The organism is Mesorhizobium sp. WSM2240, from assembly GCF_040438645.1.
In the GTDB taxonomy this organism is placed as follows: Bacteria; Pseudomonadota; Alphaproteobacteria; order Rhizobiales; family Rhizobiaceae; genus Allomesorhizobium.
In genome coordinates this window covers 267,686-286,986 of the sequence record NZ_CP159256.1, presented here as the reverse complement: position 1 = coordinate 286,986, position 19,301 = coordinate 267,686, and the positions used below count along the sequence as shown (strand labels likewise).

General features: G+C 62.6%; 20 protein-coding genes. 7 read left to right on the top strand and 13 right to left on the bottom strand.

All coding sequences use genetic code 11. The annotated features are described in order from the left end of the window. Nucleotides 1-159: 159 nt before the first annotated feature. Nucleotides 160-2,493: a hypothetical protein gene (locus ABVK50_RS31055; protein WP_353646771.1), complete on the bottom strand. Its 2,334-nt coding sequence runs from the start codon at nucleotides 2,491-2,493 to the stop codon at nucleotides 160-162. Next, complete coding sequence (locus ABVK50_RS31050) at nucleotides 2,493-2,846, bottom strand: plasmid mobilization relaxosome protein MobC (protein ID WP_353646770.1); 354 nt, start codon at nucleotides 2,844-2,846, stop codon at nucleotides 2,493-2,495. The genes ABVK50_RS31055 and ABVK50_RS31050 overlap by 1 nt, the downstream gene beginning before the upstream one ends. Before the next feature lie 314 nt (nucleotides 2,847-3,160). Here ABVK50_RS31050 and ABVK50_RS31045 point away from each other — a divergent pair, with 314 nt between their 5' ends. The 4 genes from ABVK50_RS31045 (at nucleotide 3,161) to ABVK50_RS31030 (ending at nucleotide 5,400) form a co-directional block, all read left to right on the top strand. Further along, nucleotides 3,161-3,862, top strand: a complete 702-nt coding sequence (locus ABVK50_RS31045; RefSeq protein ID WP_353646769.1) for a ParA family protein — start codon at nucleotides 3,161-3,163, stop codon at nucleotides 3,860-3,862. After that, on the top strand, nucleotides 3,859-4,215 hold the full coding sequence (locus ABVK50_RS31040; protein WP_353646768.1) for a hypothetical protein: 357 nt from the start codon (nucleotides 3,859-3,861) through the stop codon (nucleotides 4,213-4,215). Before ABVK50_RS31045 ends, ABVK50_RS31040 begins: the two co-directional genes overlap by 4 nt. A gap of 172 nt (nucleotides 4,216-4,387) precedes the next feature. Then, on the top strand, nucleotides 4,388-4,891 hold the full coding sequence (locus tag ABVK50_RS31035) for a helix-turn-helix transcriptional regulator (protein WP_353646767.1): 504 nt from the start codon (nucleotides 4,388-4,390) through the stop codon (nucleotides 4,889-4,891). Between the two features lie 257 nt (nucleotides 4,892-5,148). Continuing rightward, nucleotides 5,149-5,400, top strand: coding sequence for a WGR domain-containing protein (locus tag ABVK50_RS31030; protein ID WP_353647081.1), 252 nt, complete (start codon nucleotides 5,149-5,151; stop codon nucleotides 5,398-5,400). Here ABVK50_RS31030 and ABVK50_RS31025 read toward each other — a convergent pair. From ABVK50_RS31025 to ABVK50_RS30985, 9 genes are all read right to left on the bottom strand, one after another. Beyond that, nucleotides 5,372-5,800, bottom strand: coding sequence for a hypothetical protein (locus tag ABVK50_RS31025; protein ID WP_353646765.1), 429 nt, complete (start codon nucleotides 5,798-5,800; stop codon nucleotides 5,372-5,374). The genes ABVK50_RS31030 and ABVK50_RS31025 overlap by 29 nt on opposite strands. Before the next feature lie 54 nt (nucleotides 5,801-5,854). Further along, nucleotides 5,855-6,331 carry a DUF1398 family protein gene (locus tag ABVK50_RS31020; protein ID WP_353646764.1) on the bottom strand — a complete coding sequence of 159 codons (477 nt, stop codon included), beginning with the start codon at nucleotides 6,329-6,331 and terminating at the stop codon, nucleotides 5,855-5,857. A gap of 37 nt (nucleotides 6,332-6,368) precedes the next feature. Then, the gene (locus ABVK50_RS31015; RefSeq protein WP_353646763.1) at nucleotides 6,369-6,830 is read right to left on the bottom strand and encodes a MarR family transcriptional regulator; all 462 of its coding nucleotides are present in this window, start codon (nucleotides 6,828-6,830) and stop codon (nucleotides 6,369-6,371) included. 219 nt (nucleotides 6,831-7,049) lie between these two features. Beyond that, the gene (locus tag ABVK50_RS31010; RefSeq protein ID WP_353646762.1) at nucleotides 7,050-7,181 is read right to left on the bottom strand and encodes a hypothetical protein; all 132 of its coding nucleotides are present in this window, start codon (nucleotides 7,179-7,181) and stop codon (nucleotides 7,050-7,052) included. Nucleotides 7,182-7,243: 62 nt separating this feature from the next. Continuing rightward, on the bottom strand, nucleotides 7,244-7,567 hold the full coding sequence (locus ABVK50_RS31005; protein ID WP_353646761.1) for a DUF736 family protein: 324 nt from the start codon (nucleotides 7,565-7,567) through the stop codon (nucleotides 7,244-7,246). Nucleotides 7,568-8,545: 978 nt separating this feature from the next. Further along, on the bottom strand, nucleotides 8,546-8,896 hold the full coding sequence (locus ABVK50_RS31000; protein ID WP_353646759.1) for a hypothetical protein: 351 nt from the start codon (nucleotides 8,894-8,896) through the stop codon (nucleotides 8,546-8,548). 72 nt (nucleotides 8,897-8,968) lie between these two features. Next, nucleotides 8,969-9,907, bottom strand: coding sequence for a DUF2493 domain-containing protein (locus tag ABVK50_RS30995; protein ID WP_353646758.1), 939 nt, complete (start codon nucleotides 9,905-9,907; stop codon nucleotides 8,969-8,971). A gap of 244 nt (nucleotides 9,908-10,151) precedes the next feature. Next, complete coding sequence (locus ABVK50_RS30990) at nucleotides 10,152-11,189, bottom strand: toprim domain-containing protein (protein WP_353646757.1); 1,038 nt, start codon at nucleotides 11,187-11,189, stop codon at nucleotides 10,152-10,154. Nucleotides 11,190-11,203: 14 nt separating this feature from the next. After that, the gene (locus ABVK50_RS30985; protein WP_353646756.1) at nucleotides 11,204-12,649 is read right to left on the bottom strand and encodes a hypothetical protein; all 1,446 of its coding nucleotides are present in this window, start codon (nucleotides 12,647-12,649) and stop codon (nucleotides 11,204-11,206) included. Between the two features lie 397 nt (nucleotides 12,650-13,046). On the opposite strand from ABVK50_RS30985, the gene ABVK50_RS30980 reads away from it, so the two are divergent. From ABVK50_RS30980 to ABVK50_RS30970, 3 genes are read left to right on the top strand one after another with little or no spacing between them, the layout of a single operon-like run. Further along, nucleotides 13,047-14,237, top strand: coding sequence for a DUF1173 domain-containing protein (locus tag ABVK50_RS30980; RefSeq protein ID WP_353646894.1), 1,191 nt, complete (start codon nucleotides 13,047-13,049; stop codon nucleotides 14,235-14,237). 7 nt (nucleotides 14,238-14,244) lie between these two features. Further along, a complete protein-coding gene (locus ABVK50_RS30975) occupies nucleotides 14,245-14,604 on the top strand; it encodes a hypothetical protein (RefSeq protein WP_353646755.1) in 360 nt (119 codons plus the stop codon). A gap of 29 nt (nucleotides 14,605-14,633) precedes the next feature. Further along, nucleotides 14,634-15,038 carry a hypothetical protein gene (locus ABVK50_RS30970; protein WP_353646754.1) on the top strand — a complete coding sequence of 135 codons (405 nt, stop codon included), beginning with the start codon at nucleotides 14,634-14,636 and terminating at the stop codon, nucleotides 15,036-15,038. A 274-nt stretch (nucleotides 15,039-15,312) separates the two neighbouring features. Here the strand turns inward: ABVK50_RS30970 and ABVK50_RS30965 are convergent, their stop codons facing one another. Next, nucleotides 15,313-16,509: a DUF932 domain-containing protein gene (locus ABVK50_RS30965; RefSeq protein WP_353646753.1), complete on the bottom strand. Its 1,197-nt coding sequence runs from the start codon at nucleotides 16,507-16,509 to the stop codon at nucleotides 15,313-15,315. A 531-nt stretch (nucleotides 16,510-17,040) separates the two neighbouring features. Then, entirely contained in the window at nucleotides 17,041-19,116 is a 2,076-nt protein-coding gene (locus ABVK50_RS30960) for a ParB/RepB/Spo0J family partition protein (RefSeq protein ID WP_353646752.1), read from the bottom strand. Nucleotides 19,117-19,301 lie beyond the last annotated feature (185 nt).

Below are 19,301 nucleotides of genomic sequence, written 5' to 3'. Positions count from 1 at the left end.
CTGGCTCCCGTTATTCCGTAAAGAGGCTGGTCGTGGCGGGGCATCCGTCTCGTGTACGTCACATATTTCCATCGCGCAAACTCCGCGTATGAAACCGCGCCGATCACGAAAGCCTGGATGGCGTCCGCGCGCTGTCTCAGCCTCGACGCTGATCGCCTCCTATCGTTCGCGTTCGTCGCGGCCGCGTTCCTGCCTTTCTTCGATCGCCTGTTCAATCTCACGCAGGTTTGGCGCATGCTGTTGTTCGCGATTCCGCTCGGCTTCGGGCCTATCCGGCATACCGCCAGCTGCGTTTTCATTCTGACCGCCGATGCGTAAACCCGTTGGGTCTGAGACCTGATGCTCGCGCTCCTGTGGGACAGCGCTCCCGTGCTCGCGGCGAGACAGCTCGACCCGCTCGATCGCGCGCTGCAGATCCTGATCCGTTCTGGCGACATCACGCATATATCGGTTGTCGTCATTGACGGCCAGCTCAGCCGCCCGAAGGACCTCACGCACGAGGCCCGCGCGATAGCTCGCCGCATAGGATCGCGGCAGCTCGCCGGCTTCGATCCTGTCGAGACCATCCCGATAGTGGCCGACCTGGACGAGCACCTCGTTCGCAGATTCCACCGCTTCAGCGCCGAAGCGCGCGACCGCCAAATCCCACTGCGCGTTGACGTCGTCGCGTCGCTCATTCCACCTGTCGTGCAATACTTGCCCTGGTTCGGCACCGATCTGCCGTTGCGATAATTCCAGGTACGCGCGGCGGATGTCGACGACCTCACGCGCCGCGGCAGCGACGTCGTCAAAATCGGCCCGATCTGATGCCTCGAGCGTTTGCTCGATAGAGGCAAGAACCGTTTCCACGCGCTTCTCATAGGCCTCGAACTCGGGACGAGTCATCTCTCGCATCTGGTCCACCATGCCTTCGATCAGCTCACTGAACAACGCCACATTGGCATTGTTTTTTGAGGCGTAAGCTACATCTGCCGCGATCATAAGGTCAATTTGGCTGTTCCGCGCGGCCGTTTCCAACCGATAGTTCTGCGCCGCCGCAAACGCGCTGACTCGCGCCTCAGTTTTCTCGCTAGCGAGTTCATTCCAGACACCCGCAGCCTTTGCCGCATACTCCTTGCTCCGATCCGAGCCAGCAAGGCTCAATTCGTTCGACCGCTTTGCTCGATACCGGGCGTGCGCGGCTTGTGTCGTACCCTCGTGCTTGGTTCTTCCGCGATAGCTGACGGGACGCACCTGATGGCGTGTGTAGGCCGGCGCACTGGCGAGTTCGCGGCGATCCGTCAATTCCATGTCGATCCCATGCTCACGCGCCCTCTTCGCTATCAAAGAACGCCATTCGCGAAACACTCGCGGACTGGTTTCGATCCGCGCGCCCATCTCCGAGCGCATTGTGACGATGGCGTGGGCGTGAATATGAGGTCGCTTGCCGCCCTCGGTGATCTCCTTTGGATCGAGCGCGGGATCGTGGATGGCGAAGATATAGCGGTGACCCACAAACTGATCGCCCAGGAAGTTCCGCACCGCTCCCTCGAACGCCGAGGCGCCGGTGCCGGCGCGAGCGGAGACAATCAGGTGCATCACGTCCCTGCCCTTTCGGCTGTGCAGTTCCTTGCGCCATTCCTTCTGCACGAGGTCGCCCGCCTGCTCGGCGCCTTCGATGCGCCGGCCGCTCTCGTCGCGAACCTCACCGCCTGCGCGTTCCACCAGTTCCCGGACGCGGGCAGTGCCCCATCCGACACCATTTCCGTAGCCATGGAACCGAAACCGTGCCTCAACGCCCTGACCAACACGGCTTTCGTCGTACCGCTGCTGGACGAATCCCGCAGCCTTCCTGTCGCCGGTGAGCCGCTCTCCACCGAGGTTGCGGAGAACAACGACGCCACTCACGTCGAGCTCGTCGTGGTTTCGCTCGTGGACGGTATAGACATACCGTCGATCCCGAAAGCCCGAACGGAGTACGTCGCGGATCTGCTCGTCCCTGTCCACAGCGCGCGCAATCGAGCCGCTCTCGATCGTGACATGGAATACACCGAGGTCCCGACTGGAGGCGCGGTTATCAAAAAGATGCTCCCACTCTGCCCGCTCCTTTGCGAGCGCCGCCTTGCCGACGACGCGTTCCCCGCGATCATTCTCAACAGCCAGTGCCCCGCCCCGCGAAGTGTAACTCATCATGTCGCCGGCCCTCGCGCCCCCGCCATAGGAAGCCAGCTTGACCATCGCCGGCTGACTACCATGCGCCAAGGCCGTGAAACGCGTTCGCATCGAGCGACCGGCGGCGGAACCGCCACGAGCCCAACCTCCCCGCCACCAATGACTGCGCCGCGGTCGCGCGCGACCAAGGCCGCCAAGGCGTTTATCCGGGAGCGCCGCCACCCCTCCCCTTCGCGGCTCGTCCCAGTCAATCTTCTCGACCTGCCTTAGCTGCATCTCGTGCAGGAGGGTCGCGCGGCGACGCTCCCATTCCCGTTCGAATGCGCCAGGCAGAAACTCCATCAGGCGCCCTTTCCGCGTCGCGCTGCTGCTGATCGTCTGGTCATGCTGGCCAGTTCGGCGGCGACTGTCGTCGCAATCACGTGAGCGTCCCTGACCGTGCCCACGAGATCCTCCTCGGCTGGAATCCGCCCCGTGTTGAAAGCGCGGGCGATCTGATTGAGGTTCCCGCCAACCACCCGCATGCCGTCCGCGAGGAGGCCAAGTACGGCGCGATCCCCGTCTCCAAGGAACGGGCGCACGCCGGCGCCTTCCGTGGAAAGCGATCGCACGAAGGCCGAGACAGTCATACCCGCAGCCCTAGCGGCAGCCTCCAGTGCGTCGAACTCGGAAGCCGAGAAGCGCACATGCGCCACTCGATCCTTCCTCCTCGACGCTGCAGAACCGGGTCCGGCCAACGGGATTCTCGCCCTGGATGAGGGTGATCGCGGCCGCAGGCCGCGGATCGAGGACTTGTTCCTCGATCGCCAAGAAAAATGTATCACATTTTTGCGTATCCTGCCAACCAATATAGCTGCAATTTTTTGCGACATCGTCGGCATTTCCATTTTTTCCACACCAATAGGATTGTATTTTTCCGTCTTCGTGTGTTTCTATACCCATGTGAATCCACGCCCAAACGGATGTGGAAACGTGTGTGAGTAGAAACACATTCGTGGAGATGAGGCCGATGACCATCGTGATCGCCGCAATCAACGGCAAGGGGGGCGCGGGTAAAACGACCGCGCTCATGAACATCGCCGGCGAATATGCCCTGCACGGCTGGCGCGTCGCCATGATCGACCTCGATGCGCGCAACAACCTGATGAAGTGGTGGACGGATTGCCACAGCAAGGATGCGCAGCCGGAAGGCATCGAGGTCTACAGCTATAAGACGGCGAGAGGGTTGGAGACATGGCTGCGGGACGGCGCCAGCAAGTTCGATTACGTGCTCATAGACACGCCGGGCGAAGACACGGCAATCGTCGATCCGGTGATCGCGTGGTCCGATCTGGTGGTCTCGCCGATCCAGCCGTCCAAGCGCGAGGTGCTCGGCGCGATCGACAGTTTCGAAAATGTTGTGCGTGTAAATGAAAGTGTCGGCCGGGCTTGCAGGCACGGGGTTGTGCGCACCCGCATCACGGTGACCGTGCGGCATACGGAGCTGTATCGGAAGATCAGGCCGATCATCGAGGACAGGGTCGGGACCTACCTGTTCCGCACCGAGGTGTTCGAGCGCAACATCTACAAGGACATCCACAATGGCGTCGGAACGCTGCAGATGCAGGAGGTGACGGAAGCAATCGCCAAGGCGCGACGGGAAACACAGGCGCTCGTGGCGGAGATCGACGAGTTGCTGGCCCCAGAGACGCAAGCAGGGTGGGCGGCATGAGCGGGAAGGAGATATTGTCCCTGGAAGAGTTCGCGACCGCTCCGCGCAAGCAGCGCGCTGAATTGGTTCGCGATGCGCCCAGAATTGAGGACAATCCCGGGGGCGAGCCGGCGATGCGTCCCGATCCGGCGAGGCCAAAACGTGGGAAGGAGAGGGAAACGACCACCGACGCAAGCAAGGCGTTGCGCCAGATGAAGCGGGCCCGCATGAAAGGCACGAGCTATTTCGTGAACGTCAAACTTGACCGCGAGACGAAGCGTCGCCTGAAACTCGCGTCTTTCAACCTGGAAACATCCATGCAGGCCATCATGGAAAAAGCCCTTCGGCAGTATCTTGATGACAAGGGCTATTGAGGATCGTCGCTCGGCATCAATCCACTCGATGCAAGTTGAATGTAAGGCTGAATCCCTGTTAGAGTTGCTACCGTTTTGGCTCTGATTTTTGGAACCCGGAGCCAATCGGGTGAGATTTTCGTGTCAGTTTGACCGGAATTTGAGGCAACAGGATAAGAGCCGAGCCAATAATATGGCCATCAAGAATGTACAGACCTACATCGACAGGCAAGGCCTCGTCGAAACGGAAGATTCCGAGGTTGGCAAACCGATCTATCGTAAGCCGGGTTTAGACGGCATCCGCAGCCTGTCGGAGATGGAAGAGGAGCTGAGCCGCTACCTGCGCGAGCGTCGCGACGCACAGAATCTGAATCGTGAGCAGGTCGGCATGATGGTCGGTATTCATGCCGAGATCCTCGCCCGTCATGAGCGAGCGGGCGCAAAGTTGCGGGCGACCCGGCTCATTCATCTTGCCGAACTGCTGGACTTCTCGCCTGTCGAGGCGATCCATGCGGCGGCCCCGCATCTCTTCGGTTCCAGCCAGCAGGAAGCCGACGTCAAGCTCAAGTTGATGCTGCGTATGCTTGATCTTCCCGCATCCACGGCCGAGCACTTGATGGTGCTGGTGGAAGACCTGTCACCCGATATCGCCTCGGTCGCTCCAGCGCGGCGCCGCGACCAGGGGCGCAGGCGCTGAAGGCAATCGATGCGCGAGGGCCGTAAACCGAGCGGGCGTGAGAAGACCACTTGTGGGCTGCGTGAGCGAAGCGAAATAGAGAACCGTCCGGCGGAGGCGGCTCACCCCAACCTCAACATATAAGCGCCGCGAATCGGTTGGGCCGGATCGATTCATCGAACTTGTTGGACGAAGCCGGGGCGAGACGCGAATGTTTCGTCATGCAACCTGACCCCTGTCCCGCGACACATCTCCGCCGCATTGATCCCGCTCGCAATATGGCGCGGTACTATAAACTGACGATTGCGCCGAGCCTGTTTGGCGACGCGGCGGTGGTGCGCGAATGGGGTCGGATAGGCAGGCCCGGCCGCATGCGCATCGATCTCTATGAGAAGGCGGAAGAGGCGGCTGCGGCGCGTGCGGCGATTGAGCGAGCCAAGACACGTCGCGGCTATCGGGATGTGGTTGATGGTGCGGCCCTCACACTGAGCCGCCCGGCTCCTACGTCGCGGCTTCCAGCAGCTCCTTGAGCTTTGCCAGCTCAATGTCGACCAGTTTGATCTGCTCGTCGAAGAAGGCGTCCGTGAAACCGGGCGGCTGAAAGAAGGTGATCATGAACTCGGCGCCCTCGCCGTTCGCGATTACCCGCGCTGGCACCGTCCAGTTCGTCTGCGGGTCGACGAAATCGTGGTCAAGAATGCCGTGGCGGGCGTCCGCCCGCATTCGGAGCCGAGCTGCCCCATGCGGAGTGACCATGTCCCACCAGTCGGGATCATTGGAACGGCTTGTGGATATGACGTTGACGACGGCCCAGCGCGGCCAGTTGCCGAGATCGGCCAGGAACTCGAAGGCGACCCGTGGGTCGCACGCAATTCGCACTGTCTTGGTGGCGGAACGGATGGTGGCGTGGGTCTTAGCGGCGTCGGACATAGTCGGAGTCCCTTCAAGTGTCGGTGGAGCGGCAAAAAACCAGGCGCAGGAAAGTCATGCGGCGAATAAGAGCGCGGGCACTCTCTCCAGCGCCAGGATCTCGGCCGTATTCACAGCTCGACCGCAGGCTGCGTTCCAGGGAAGTATTCGGTGTAGGTCTCGTGTGCGGCCATAGTAGAGCACGCGCTTGCCGACGAGTGAGACTAGGTAGCCGGCACAGCCCGCTCCCGCCACCTTGGCGCAGAAGCCCTTGTAGGTGTAGCCCGGAACCAGCACCTGGGCCTCGCGGATCGCCTCCTTGACCGCGGCAGGGTCGAAACGCTGGGCCACCGGTGCTAGCGTTTGCTCCGTCTCCAGCTCGACCGCTTCGCCGTCCGGCATGTAATAGGTGCGGGTCGAGTGACGGAAATCGACCGCGTAGCCGTCGAAGCCAGCTTCCATCAGCATACGCACGCTTTCGGGGAAGGTCATCTCGCCGGATTCGGAGCCTTGAAGCGTGGCGCGGGCGACATCTTGCCAATTCGAATTCATGTCAGTGTCCTCTTGTGGGGTTGAGGAATGTCCGCCATCAATCGATGGGCAGGGATTTGAGGCCGCGTTTGTCGACGACTTCCCGTAGGATGCGGAGCAGCGCCGCACGGTCCTTCGATGTCAGATGGTCGAAAAATTCAGCATCATTGGCATCGGCCAGCGCGGCCAGTACGGGCACCAGGTCGCGGCCAGCGGACGTGAGGGCGAGTGTCTGCGCCCGCCCATCTTTCGGGTCGGCGGCTCGCTCCAGCATGGACTTGGCTATCAGTCGGTCAGCCAGCTTGGAGATGGCGCCGCGCGTCATGCCCATGCGGTCGGCAAGGCGGCTTGGAGCGAGGACCTCCTCATCGAGGAGCTGGCGCATCAGAACCCATTCCGCCACCGTCACGCCATGCGCCTCCACCCTGCGAGCGAAGGCCTGCGAGACATGGTTGGAGACATAGCGCAACCAATAACCGAGATGGGCGGTCAGGTCGGAGGCGGGCTGGGTCGATGGCATGGGGGCTCCTTAATTGACTAGGCAACTACCACAATAAAGTTTCCTAGTCAACCAGTACGGCGACGCTCCGGCATGAAGACCGCTACCCTCCAAGCTTCAGTCCGAGATGAAGCGTTCTGGACAGCCCGGGCGTTCCCCAGCGCCGTCGTTCACGGGCAGCGGCATGAAATCGTCGTCTTGAGCGATGGCGTGTATGAAGCGGGTCGAACTCGCGAGTGTTCATTCCGAGCCAAAAGGCGAACTCGCCCGCCTCGTCAGGAACCGCTGGAAATACCTCCCAGCGGTGGTCGTAGCCGATGACGGCGTGTCGGACAGGCCGTCGCCTGCGACGATGATGGTGGAGCGGCTCATGCAGACCTCCCGTCGTATCAGGATGAGGGAGCCGGCCCCGCTTGGGGCCGGCCAGTCTCGCGTCATTCCGGGTTGTTCCAGAGGATGACCTTCCTGTTCTCCTCACCCCCTGGGGCGGGCGCGACGTTGCCGAAGATCACGCCGATCTCGGGGGCTTCGAGCTTGATCGAGAGATATTCCTCTCCCGTGCGCTGCGAGGTTCGATACCAGCCTGCGCCGATCTCGAAGCCGGAGCGCTTGTTGACGATCCGGCAATCGGGGGCGTCCTCGCGCGACTTGTTCTTGTTCGGGATGACGGCGATCGGGGCGTTGATCCGGAGCGTGGCGAAGACGCCTTCCATCGAGCCGTCGGGCTTGGTGGTCAAGTTTGCGATCGTGGTGGCCATGGGTATTTCTCCTTCGGTTACATCGGGACCATTCCCGATGGCGCCAAAGAAGAGGGCCGTCCTGCTGCGGTCATCGCGGCGAAAATTCTGGAAAATTCTATTTCGCCTTGAACCCGCGGGCCGCACTTGTCCGAACCCGCGGGGAGGAAAGTGCCTGGGCCCGCAACAAGCGATCAGAATCGAATTTTTCTGAATTTTCGCTAAGAGTACCCCTTGGGGTTGACCGCAGTAAGCAGGCGGTCCTCTACGAAGGCGACAGGACAGAGGGAATGGTCCGGATGCGGCCGCGCGAGACGCCTCACCGGCCGCCATCGCAGCCCTGGCCTGCAGAGCCGACGGCCGACGGAATTGCCTCGGGCCCCAACTGCGTCGACGCGGCGAATTGCGTGAACTCCGAACGCTGCAGGACCGCGCGGGCGCTGCAAAGGGGGCCGCCACACGAGCGCCGGCATTTGGTCCGAGCCGGTTGGTAGCGGATGTCATTGCTGTGGGAGCGACCATGTCGGCAGGCTCCAGGCACAGCTTTGCGGTTGCGCCTCGATCTTCTCGCGCCCGGCCGCGGCGGCGGGAATTCCTGGAAGTTCTTCCTCTGGCATGATCGGGCGTCCCACGATCGGCCCGCGCCGAAAGGGGGCCGCTTCCTCCCGAGACATGGCGAGAGCGTGACAGCCCAAGGCGGGAACCGGGTGAGAGCTAGGGGTTTCCGAGGCGCAGCGGCTCGCGGCCGAAAAGACGTGTGCAAGCGTGAAGGGCGTCGATAGATGGCCGAGGACATTGGTGGCCGGCTCCAGCAGCGATCACGCAGGCAACGTCAGACGCTCGTCGCGTGTCATGCGGGCCTCGACCTGCTGGCGGACACCCGCCCCCGCATTGTGAAGTATCGCCCGCCAACCGGCAATGTCGTATGTGGTCGCCACTCTGCCCCGCAGCAAGTCGTAGGTCACACATGGCTTGTTCGCGATGGCAAGCCGCAGCACGTTAAGGACGGTGCCGGGGCTCTCGCCGTCCCAGATCCTGGCCGTAGTCAGCGCGCGCCGCCATCTCGCGATCCTTCGCGACACGATCGGCGAAGCCCTGTGCACCTTCGGGCGGCGGCACAGGATAGACGGTCCAATCACCAAGATTGTTGCGTGGCTTCCCGCCGGTGCAGAACACACCCACATGCTCATAGCCATAGCCCATGAGCAGGCCCTGCACCTCGGAATCGACGCCAGGCGCATCTCCGATCAGCACGCCATGCTCGGCTGCCACAATCGAGCCGATGCGCTCGGTCGCGGGTTCTGGCAAGGCGAGAATGTCGCTCGATCCGCCTATGAATATCATCGACATAGTGGCTTTCCTTTCTGGTTGAAGCACTCCCCACCCGGCCCCGCCTCCTTCGCTTCAACCGAAGGACGGCACTCACGCGCCGTCCTCGGTGAACCGCCAGACCGGGATGCCCAGCCTGCGCGCCTTGTCGGCCAGGTTCTCATTGATGCCGGAGCCCGGAAAGACGATGATGCCGGCCGGCATGACCGAGAGCATCTGATCGTTGCGCCGGAATGGAGCCGCCTTGGCGTGCCGGTTCCAGTCCGGCTTGAAGGCGATCTGCGTCACCTTGCGGCTCTCAGCCCAGCAGGCGGCGATGCGCTCGGCGCCGCGCGGACTTCCGCCGTGGAGCAGCACCATGTCGGAATGCTTCTCGCGAGCCTTGTCGAGGGCGCCCCAGATGCGCTCGTGATCGTTGAAGTCGCCGCCGCCGGTGAACGCGATCTTGGTGCCGGCGGGAAGGAGCACCTCGGTCTCGGCGCGGCGACGGGCCGCGACGAAGTCGCGGCTGTCGATCACCGCCGCGGTCATCGCTTGATGATTGACCTTCGAGCCGGTGCGGGGGCGCCAGGCCGATCCGGTATGCGCCTCGAACAGGTCGGCCGCCTCGTCGCGCATGACCTCAAAGACGTTGCGGCGCTCGACGAAGGTAATGCCCTCGGCGGTGAGCCGTTCCAGCTCCACGGACTTGACCTCTGAGCCGTCCTGCTCGCCCTGGCTCGCGCGCTGGGCATCCTCATTGCGGTCGAGTTCGCGCGTGACCCGCTCGGCGGCGCGATGGAAGAGGTTGACGGTCGACCAGAGCAGCTCTTCGAGGTCAGGCTCCAGCCTGGTGTCGCCCACCATGCCGGCGAAGGTGTCGAAGATCCCCGCCAAACCCGCCCGGATGGCTGTCTCATCCGGCAGCGGCCGCGGGTCGGGCTCGTCCTGGTGCGGACGGTGTCCGTACATCTGAAGCTCGAGGATGACGCGGTCGGTCTGCGAGGATGCGTGGTGCTCGTAGGCGTTGTCGAAGGGAAGGTCGTAGGTCATGATGTGTCTCCGTCCGTTGCGGCCGCGCCAATCGCGGCCTGACGGCGCAACCCGGCCGCGCGCCGGCCGCGGCCGCACCGAAGGCCGGAGCGAAGCGGAGGACGGCGCAGCCGTTGCGGCCGCGGATGGTCCGTGGCAGGGGACGCTCCCAGACAGGCCGCGGGCGCGGCCTCTTCAGCTGGGACACCATCACGCCTGCCTTCCCGTGGCGACGCTTATGGTAGCACCGCGGCCCTGCCGACCCTCAGCCAGGCTGCAGAAGAAGGCCGACATCTTCCGGGACGAGCTGATCGCGCAACCACGCGGCGAGCCGGGCGGCTCCGAACTGGCGAAGATCGTCGTTGAAGTCGCCGAGCTGCGGGCGAAGCACCAGCGCGAGAATCCCGGCCTCCCCGGCTCGTTGGCCGAGCCGGTCAATGCCATGCCGGCCTGCCGCGTCCGCGTCGGCCGCAATGTACAGGCGCTTGCAGCTCGGCGGGAGGGACAGGCCCGCGAGGTGATTGGCCGAGGTGGCGGCGACCACCGGCAGTGAAGGCATTGCGATCCTGAGCGAGGCCATCGTCTCGAGGCCTTCGCCGACGGCCATGAACGCGACAGGCATCCCGGGGTCGAGTCCCAACCAGATGCCGTTTCCAAGAAGGTGTCCCATTGACCGACGCGGATCAGCGACATGAGCCTTGCCATCGCCGCCGGGATCGAGCCAGGTGCGCTGCAACCCGGTGACGCGGTCATCGTGATCGGTGACAGCGGCGATCAGCGCGGGAAGCTTCATTGTCTCGCCCGTCACGAAATCCCGATAATAGCAGCCTGGGTGGAAACGAAGGGCGCGCTCGTGATCGCCAAGCAGAATGCCTCGGCCGGCGAGGTAGCGCTCCGCAAGCGTGCCGGCAATCGGCTTCGACATTGCAAATATGCGGCGCGCAGCATCAGGCGAGCTACGCACCGCCGGAGGCTCGCGCTCGGCGTTAGCCGATTCTAGGCGCGGCATGGCGAGGAAGCGCCGGGCTTCGTCGGCGACGTCGCGAAACCCCGCCAGGCCGCAGCTGTGCCCGATGACGTCGAGAAGATCGCCGTGCTCGCCCGTCGCCTCGTCGACCCATTTGCCTGCGGATCCCTTGGCGTTCTCTTTCAGACGCACATGCATGGAGCGGCCGTGCGAATTGAGCACGTCTCCGACGATCCAGTGGTTCCCGGCGCGGCAGCCGTTGGAGAGATAGACGCGGCACACCGCCTCGGCATGCTCGGCGAGGCGGCGCGCCAGCTCGGAAGCAGAGCTGGTCATGACAACCTGCTCCCTTATGTCGCGGCGCGATCGGTGACGGCAATGAGCGCATGGCGCTTGAGGAGCCTGGCCAGAATAGCCGGTCCTTCGATACTGGTCGGGACGAACAGCCTTAGCTCCCATGAGATGATCTCAGAGATCAGCTCGAGCGCCTTCAGCCGTGGAACCATCGCGTTGGTGAAGCCGATCAGCTCGACACGATAATCGTTCATGACGCGGCTGCGGCGAAGGCTCAGCCCATCCGCGAGCTGCATCCCGATCAGGCCCTCGATAAGGCCGGTCCACGCTTCATCCATGGACACAGACGGAGCATGGTCGAGGCCTAGGTTGCGAAACAAGGTCGCCACGAGCGCAGGAGCAATGTGCCGGCCGATGATGCGCTCGCCAGAATCGGTTTGAATCCGGTAGACGCGGCAATCGTCGTCCGGCAGCCTTCGCCAGATCGGCAGAAGAAGACCCGTGACGACGTGGAAGGTGCTCGTGGTGAACTCGGGGACCGCCGCCACCTCGGCTTCCCACATTTGGGCGAAGATCTCCCGTGTCGTGGGCTGCCAATGTGTTTCGGCCGAAGCGTCGAGACCGAAGCGCAGCTCATCGGCTGGCCGCACCAGGCGCAGACGATGCTCGACGGTTCCGTCAGGGGGCCACGTCTCCGATGCGGCGTGGCGGCACCTTTCTTCCGCCTTTGCGCGACTTCGTCCCGGCGGCCGCCTGGCCGACATCACCGGGACAGTCCTTTCTCCGGAAAACCCCAAATGGTGGCAGTGCTTCACCCCACTGCAAGAGCAGGGCACGGTGAAAGGCGGATTCATCAGTATGACGGAGGGCTTAATGATGGCGTCGAGATGATCATCGATATTCGCTGCGGCGTGGCGAAAGGTCGGAACGCGCGGGAACAGCAGACGGAGCAGATCGGCACGCATCCCCGAAAATTCATTGAGCGCAAGTGAGGCTTGGGCAATTTCGGCATGGACGGCAAGAAGGCCAGTTTCGGCGGAGGGCTCGAGCACGAGGTCAGCAGAGACGATCGCGGCGGCTCGGGCGGTGATGAAAGCGAGCGGCAGAGGTGTGGAGAGCTGCTGCATGGCCCGGCTCTCGTCCGAGCGCCGCGTATGCGTTGGTATCAGTTGCGCGATTTTTCTCATCATCGCCAACACCGCCTGCGGTGATTGCGAGCGCGATATGATCGCGGGGCCGAACTTCTTGAGGAAAAGGACCTGTGCGGCTTCGAGGGCCTCGTATGCATCCTTCCAGATCCAGAATCCTTCGGCGTTCGTGCCGCCGAAGTATTCGACCATGATCGTGCGAAGGGCGTTCGTGCCAATTGGACAACCGGATTCGCGGGAAGGAACAAGGCGGCCTGCGGGTCGCAGGACCGCCTCAATGTGGTCGGCGTGCTCTGGGGCGGGTGCGGAAAGGGCGGTCGCACCGGCGGCCGATGCGGTACTGAGAACGTTCATGGGAGTTCCTGTCGAGAGCGAGAGAGGGCTGCCCGCCGGCACCCTCTCTCTGCGCCGCCGGGCCGAACTCCTCCCGGCCCCGCTCTCCCTCCGGCGTGACCTGACGCCTGGTTCAAGGTCGCCCAAAGCGAACGTTCGACGTCCTTGCGTCTGACCATCTATGATGGTCAGGGATGTCTGCTTTCCATCAAGGTTGAAATTACTCACCGCCGGCGCAAGGTAAGTTCACGCTATTGCCGACATTCGTGGCTTTCCACGGCGGGCAATGCCCCCGGCGTGATCTGTTTGACCTCCAGGTCCAAGCGAAGTTCGAGCCCTAGCAGCGATGGGTTGATTCACGGAGAATCTCGTGACTCAATCCTCAGGAATGCGGCGGCGATCTGGAGCGATGGAGGTGATGCGGCGGTTCAGGATCGGCGGAGGCGTCTATGAAGATGAAGGGCGGGATCTGCAGGCGGCGCTGGCGGGCGCATACGCGCGCAGGGAACGTCCGCTATGCCTGTGTCGAGAGCCAGGCTGCCCCATGTACATTGCGCAGATTGGCGAACTTTATGTCGTCAAGCGCATGCCACTCAGCGGCGACGGACATGATCCGGCCTGCGACTCCTATGAAACGCCTTGCGAACTCTCCGGCCTCGGCGCGCTGATGGGCAGCGCGATCCAACTCAATGCGCAAAGCGGTATGGCCGCGCTGAAGCTGGAGTTCAACTTGTCGAAGACAGGACGCCGAGCAGCGCCTGCACCGACGGGTGAACGTTCCGTCAGGGTGTCGGGAGACCCGAGGAAGTTGTCGCTGCGGGGCTTGCTGCACTATCTCTGGCACGAAGCCGAGCTGACTGTGTGGACCTCACGATGGAGCGGCAAGCGGCATTGGTGGACAGTCCGATGGCACCTTCTCGAGGCTGCAAAGCAGATGATTGTCAAGGGCGGGCTTCTCTCGGACGTGCTTTTCGTGCCCGAACCGTTTCGGGCCGACAACAAGGACGCGATCGAGCAACGCCGGAGTGCTGCCCTTGCCCCGGCACTCCCGCCGAAATCAGGACCACGCAAGCTGATGGTGCTCGTTGGTGAGGTGAAGGAGTTCGCGACGACGCGATTGGGCCAGAAGCTCGTGGTCAAACACCTGCCCGGCTTTCCCTTCCTACTGGATGATGGCCTACATCGTCGGCTGCAGGCGCGGTTCGAAGGGGAGTTTTCGCTTTGGGCGGCAGACCAGGCTTCCCACCTCGTCGCGGTGGCCACGTTCGGGCTCAACCCAGCGGGATTGGCCGTCATCGAGGAGATCGCGCTGATGGTCGTCACCGAGAACTGGATCCCTTACGAATCGATCCAGGAGAAAAGACTGGTCGATAGCCTCGCCAGAATGCGGGAAAAGAGCGTGAAGGGCTTACGTTACAACCTTCAGCCCCAACAGCCGATCGCTAATGTGCTGTTGCAGAACAGGGAGAGCCCGGTTGCGCTCTACATCGTCCCGGCAGAAACGGATGAAATATTCGAGGCCAATCTTCAGGACATGATCGCCGGGCGACCGGAGATGGATACTTGGATGTGGCGCGTAGGTGACGGCGACATGCCACCGCTGCCATGAGCGTGCAATGCGGTTTTTCGGGACAATCATCAACACTGTGAATCGGTTAGGCGAGACGGATTCGCACGATGCGTTGGACATCGAGGCAAGTGACTTCGATCATGCCGCAATGGAGAGCGGCGAACGTCGTCTGGATTTCAAGTTGAGCATGCTGCGGCTCTTGAGAGAACCGTCGCAGAGCGATGGTGTCCGGCTGTTCGTCGTGCCGGTCGAGGTTGGAATGCTGGGCGATGTGCCCGGTCTCTCGAGCGAGTTCCAGGGCGAACCCCTCGATATCTGGCTTGCTCGCCGGCGGTTGATCCTGGCGCAAAACTCCGGGATAGACGGTGAGGCGCGGCCGAAGTACACGGCCACAGAGATCCGTTGAGCGGATCGGTTCTCATCAAAGGAAAGACCATGAGGCAGAAGACCCGACCGTTTGTCGTGGAGCTCAAGCGGAAGCGCGCGGTGAGGCAGAACCGCTCGATCTGGGGCGATGTGGACTTGTCGGCTATCGCCGGCGAGGCGATAGCGACGCCTTCCACCGCTGAACCGGCAGTTGCGGCGCCACCCGGCGACAGGCGGCCCTCGGCGCTGGACGGAGGGATTGCACCGCCCGTCGCAGAAGCAGCTGGCGAAGCCGACAGGTGCCCCGAAACGCACGAAGCCGGTGTCGCAGATGAAGTTGAACGGGTCGAAACGCCGACCGATGACCGAACCCCGCGGCGAGCAGCGCGAGTTCGACGGCGGCCCGAGCGGGCCTTGCCGCGAGGAGAACGTTGGAAGCTGCGGCTGCCCAAGGTTCTGCGCGACAAGAGATAAGGTTCCGCCATACTTCCGCGCTCAATGACAGGCGCCTTGCTATTGTTAGCGGGCGCGTCTCGGAACAGATCGCGGTGCAAATTTCATGGATTGGAACGGCATGGCTTCCGCCATCAGTAGATGACCGGAACCCGGGACTGTGCGCTGAAGATACTTCAGCAGACGGTGCCCTCTACTCAGCGTGTGCTGCTCTCGCCCCGGACGACGTGGCCGTAGAGGAAGGAACAGCACGACGCCGGAGAAGCGAGTGCCCGCGTCGCCGGCGCTGCGGGGATCAGGCTGCGAGATCGAGGAGCTTCTTCGCCTTGCCCTCTATGTCCAACCGCGCATCCTGATGCGGCTTGTCTCGCGCGAAGCGCGTAATGCCTTGTACAAAGTCGAAGACGCTTTCCGGGGGACGACCTTCCTCGACCAGGACGGTCTCGATGATCTTCATGGCCTCGGCTTTCGAGAAGCCACGTTTGCGGAGGAACGCTGTTCGGTCTTCGTCATTGCGGGCGACGATCCGCTCCCGCGCCGCCCTGATGCCGTTAACAAACGGCATGGGCGAGGAGTCGGCGAACTGGATCAGGGCCGGTTCCGCCTCGGATGCGAAACGCGAGGCGGCGTATTTGGAGTGCCGAATGGTAATCTCCTCGAAATCTTCCACGCCCCAGAGATTGCGGTTCTGGCATACGGCACGGAGATAGAAGCTGGCGATTCCGAGCGTGCGGGCACCGACTTCCGAGTTCCAACAGTAGAACCCCCGGAAATAGAGGTCGGGGGAGCCATCCGCCAGCCTACCGGCTTCGATCGGATTGAGGTCGTCGACCAAAAAGAGGAAGATGTCGCGATCGGATGCATAGAGCGTCGTCGTGTCCCTCGTGATGACGGTGTGCGGGTTGTAGATCCGTGTCGACCAATCGAGAACGCCAGGCACCTTCCATCGGGTATCGCCTGTGCCGTTACCGGCAATGCGCTCCACGGCCTCGACCAATTCGTGGTCGAAAATGCGGCCATAGTCCGGGCCGGTGATGGCACGCAGCTCGACTCGGCCCTCTTCGATCTCCAAGGTCTTCACCTGTTCGACTCGGTGCGTTGTGAGTCCGTATTGGAGATTGATGCCGGCGAGCGGAGCCGGCAGCTGGCGCAGATAGGCGGCCGGAGCGCCAACCAGGCTGGCCAGTTGCCCGAAGCTCCAGTGGGTCGGCGCAACGGGTTCATCCGCGCCTGCCAGCATGAGCGTCAGCCGTTCGGCGTCGTCGCGGCTGGCTTCGACACGGATCGCTCCGCTCTCCAATATCCGGGTGCGGCTTCGCTCGGATCGGGTTTTCACCGAGTTCTGGAGTTCCGCTAAGGACAAAAAGCGTTCGTCGGCCGGGCGGTTGAACCATTCCGAGGATACGCGTCCGATCCGTTGGCCGCGTCGCACATCCACCTTGTAGCCGGTGCGCGCGCTCCGCATGGGAGCCTGAATTTCCATTTCAGTCATGAATTTCACTCCGCGACAGGTGCCGGGAGCCTCTCTCCAAGCCGTCGACCTGTCGCGGCACGCCGCTCCGCCCTCTCGCTCTTCCTGCGCTTCTCCGTGCCTGCTGAGGCGGTGACGCGGCGGCTGCGCCCTGCATCGGGAGACTGGCTGCCAGATGGAGTAATCGCCGATATTGCGCAACGCGCGAAAATGCCGATCGAGGGCGTTCGATGATTCGAAGCTAAGGTCGCCATCGACTGTGAAGGTCCGTGCTGGTCGTTTTCGCTTGCGCGCCGGGGGTAAATGCGGGGATACGAAAGCGACATATGCCGGTGTTACCGCGCCCTCCGCTCAAAGTTAGGGCCCTTCCGGATCAGGAGCCCCGACATCATTCCTCTAAGCTTTGAAAAGCAGCCGTTTTGCTCCTTCGAACTGTGCCGGCGGCCAGTGCGCCGTGTCGTAGATGTGACGCGCTGGCCTGCGTGTCTGCGTCCATGAACGGAAAGAGCCTGGCGTCACCGCCAGGCTCTTTGCGAATTTTTCGACTGAGGCTTATTCGGCGGCTGTGGCGATCGACTCTGTGACGCCTGCTTCCTCGACGAGGAAGGCGGGCAGATCGGCCTTTTCCTCTGCATCAGCAGCGGTGCCGACGGGAACATTGACATCCGATGCCGCATCGTCTGGATTGCGAAGCGGTTCCGGCAGCCAATTCGATCCTTCGAGGAGGCGAGCGGCCTCGCGGGCCATATCCTGCTTCTTCAAGTGATCGATCAGCTGTACGGATTCTTCGCCACGAGCTTCGTGAACCGCTCCGAGGATGCGCGCCTTGGTCACCTTGCCGAGATAGTTGTCGACGGTCGGTGTCCAGCCGGCGGAAACCATGTCGAAGCCAAGCGTGCCGGCGAGCACGTCAGCATGGGCGAGCGCACGCGACCGCCTGCCCCAAGGCTCAAGCACCGCGTTGAGCGATAGCGAGACGCAGTGCGCGAAAAGCGCCTTGCCGCTGGCTTCGTCGAGGTTGAGCAGAAACTGCCACAGACTGTGTTCCTCGCCGGGAAGATCGCGGTCCCAGGCTTCGTGGCGCTCGGCAATCTCCTTGGCCCAAGGCGTTTCGCCGAGTCCCAGGACCTGCGGGAAGCTGCTGTTCTTCACACTGATCTCGAGGCAGGTATCGGAGGCGAAGCGGTGGAACACCTGCAACACGAAGGCATGAAGTGCTGTGACGAAGGCCACGTCGGCATCGCCGGCGAGTGCGTTGCGCATTGCCAGCGTCCGCTGCGCGGTCAGGTCGTAGACAAGGCGGTCAGGAAGTGGCTTGATCTCCCCTTCGTCGACCTCATCACCGTCGGAGGTATCGTTTGAGATGTTTCCGTCGACGTTGGCGCCGCCGTCATTGTGGCGGAGGTGGCCACCCTCATCCTCGGCGCCTTCGGTATCGACGCGTGGTTCATCCTCGGGACGAACAAAGCCGCGCTCGAGCTGAAGCTGGCCGTTCGCTGCGAGCGTCACGAAAACGCCTGCGCGCCCTATTTGTTCGGCATCGTAGACGTAGGGCCGATCATTGAACACATCGATCTCAGCACCAAGCTGCTCCAATCTATTCTCGACCTGCTCGTCGTAATCCTCGGCCTCGGCATATTCGGCGTCAAGCTTGTCATACTCAGCCTTGAGCGTGTCATAGCGTTGGATCTCCTCGGCTCTCAGCTCCTGCGGCGCGCCATAGATCCGCCGCAGACCAGACGCGTGACCGTATGGGAAGCTGATCGCCGCCTCGACCCACTTCCAGCCTTCGCCACGGATTGTCTCCGCATCAACCTTCAGCTTGTCGAAGACGAGCTGCTCGAGAAGGGCCGCGTCTTGAAACCAGCCCCCGGCGTCCTGCTCGAACAGGTCGCGCAGGATGATGCCGCCGGCCGCCTCATACGCCTCGGACCCGACATAGACAGCCCGCCGATCGTCAGCACGAACGGTGGTCTCGGTCAGCAGCCGCTTGATGTAGTAAGGCTCCTGCATGTGCGAGCTAGAGACCCGCTCCCAAACTTGTTCCTGACGCGCGTGGTCGTCGGAAATCGAGAACGCCATGATCTGCTCGAGCTTCATCTCGTCCTGCTCGTACAAATCGAGCAGCATCGGCGAAACGGACGCGAGCTTCAGCCGCTGCTTCACCGTCGCTGGTGTCACGAAGAAGCGGGCTGCGATCTCCTCAACGTCGAGGCCCTGATCGCTCAGGGTCTTGAACGCCCGAAACTGGTCGAGCGGATGCAACTGCTCACGATGGACGTTCTCGGCCAGCGAGTCCTCTTCGGCGGAGGTTGCGCTGCTGCGATTTACGATGCAGGGAATCGGCTCGTTCTTAGCCAGGCGCTTTTGCTTGATGAGTACGCCGAGCGCGAGGTAGCGACGGCCGCCGGCGGGTACCTCAAACCTTCCGGCCTCCTCTCCACTTTCCTCGATGACGGGACGGACGTTCAGGCTCTGAAGGAGGTTTCGGCGGCCGATGTCCTCGGCGAGCTGCTCGATGGAAACGCCGTCCTTCACGCGCCGGACATTCTTCTGCGACAAAACAAGCATGTCGTAGGGAATGTTTTCTGCAGCATTCATTGCGATCTTCTGAATGGCCCTTGCCATGGTCAAGTTCTCCATGACGGGCGGTCCGGAGACTCTCCCTGGACCTCCAATCCCGTCAGGAAACCTCCCCTCCCCCTCTGCCCCTGCAGGCGCCGCGGCCGCCGGATGCATTGCCCCCGGCAGCGCGTCTTCCCGATCAATCCGGGAGCCTATCAAGTGGAGGGATGATCGCAATCAAAAGTGGG